The organism is Mesorhizobium sp. M1E.F.Ca.ET.041.01.1.1 (assembly GCF_003997355.1).
Classification (GTDB): domain Bacteria; phylum Pseudomonadota; class Alphaproteobacteria; order Rhizobiales; family Rhizobiaceae; genus Mesorhizobium.
Map to the genome: position 1 here is coordinate 1 of NZ_RZSL01001237.1, position 506 is coordinate 506.

2 pseudogenes are annotated in these 506 nt (G+C 65.6%); both read left to right on the forward strand.

Annotation, left to right across the window (positions count from 1 at the left end):
• A pseudogene (locus tag EOA38_RS40880) lies at window positions 1-94 on the forward strand (short-chain dehydrogenase); the annotation flags it as partial.
• Window positions 95-179: 85 nt separating this feature from the next.
• Window positions 180-506 (forward strand): annotated as a pseudogene (locus EOA38_RS38560) (arabinose ABC transporter substrate-binding protein); the annotation flags it as partial.

Genomic DNA, 506 nt, shown 5'->3' on the forward strand with positions numbered 1-506 from the left:
GACCGCCGTCTTCCTCGGCTCCGACGAGGCGCCGTTCATCAACGCGGCCTGCATCGTCATCGATGGCGGGCGCTCGGTTCTCTACCACGAATGAGGTTTCGCACCGGCGGCCGGTCGCCGGAAAACGTCTTCAAAGCAGATCACGTCCCACCGGCCCGGGATCGACAGGGAGGAAAACCATGAAAATGATCAGGGCATGCCTGGTTGCGGCCGCGACCGCTGCCGTCGCGCTGACGGTCCACGGCGCCGGCGCGCAGGACAAGATGAAGTTCGGCTACATCAACAAGATGGGCGACCATCCCTGGTTCGTGCGCGAGGTGAAAGGCGCCAAGGACAAAGCCGCCGAGCTCGGCGTCGACCTGCTTGTCCAGGACGTCCAGTTCGACGCTAACCTCGCCGTCACCACCTTCGACACTTACGTCGGCGACGGCGTCAAGGGCATCGCCGTGGTGGTGCCGGATCGCTCGCTCGGCCCGGTCGTCGCCGACAAGGCGAAGGCCGCCAGG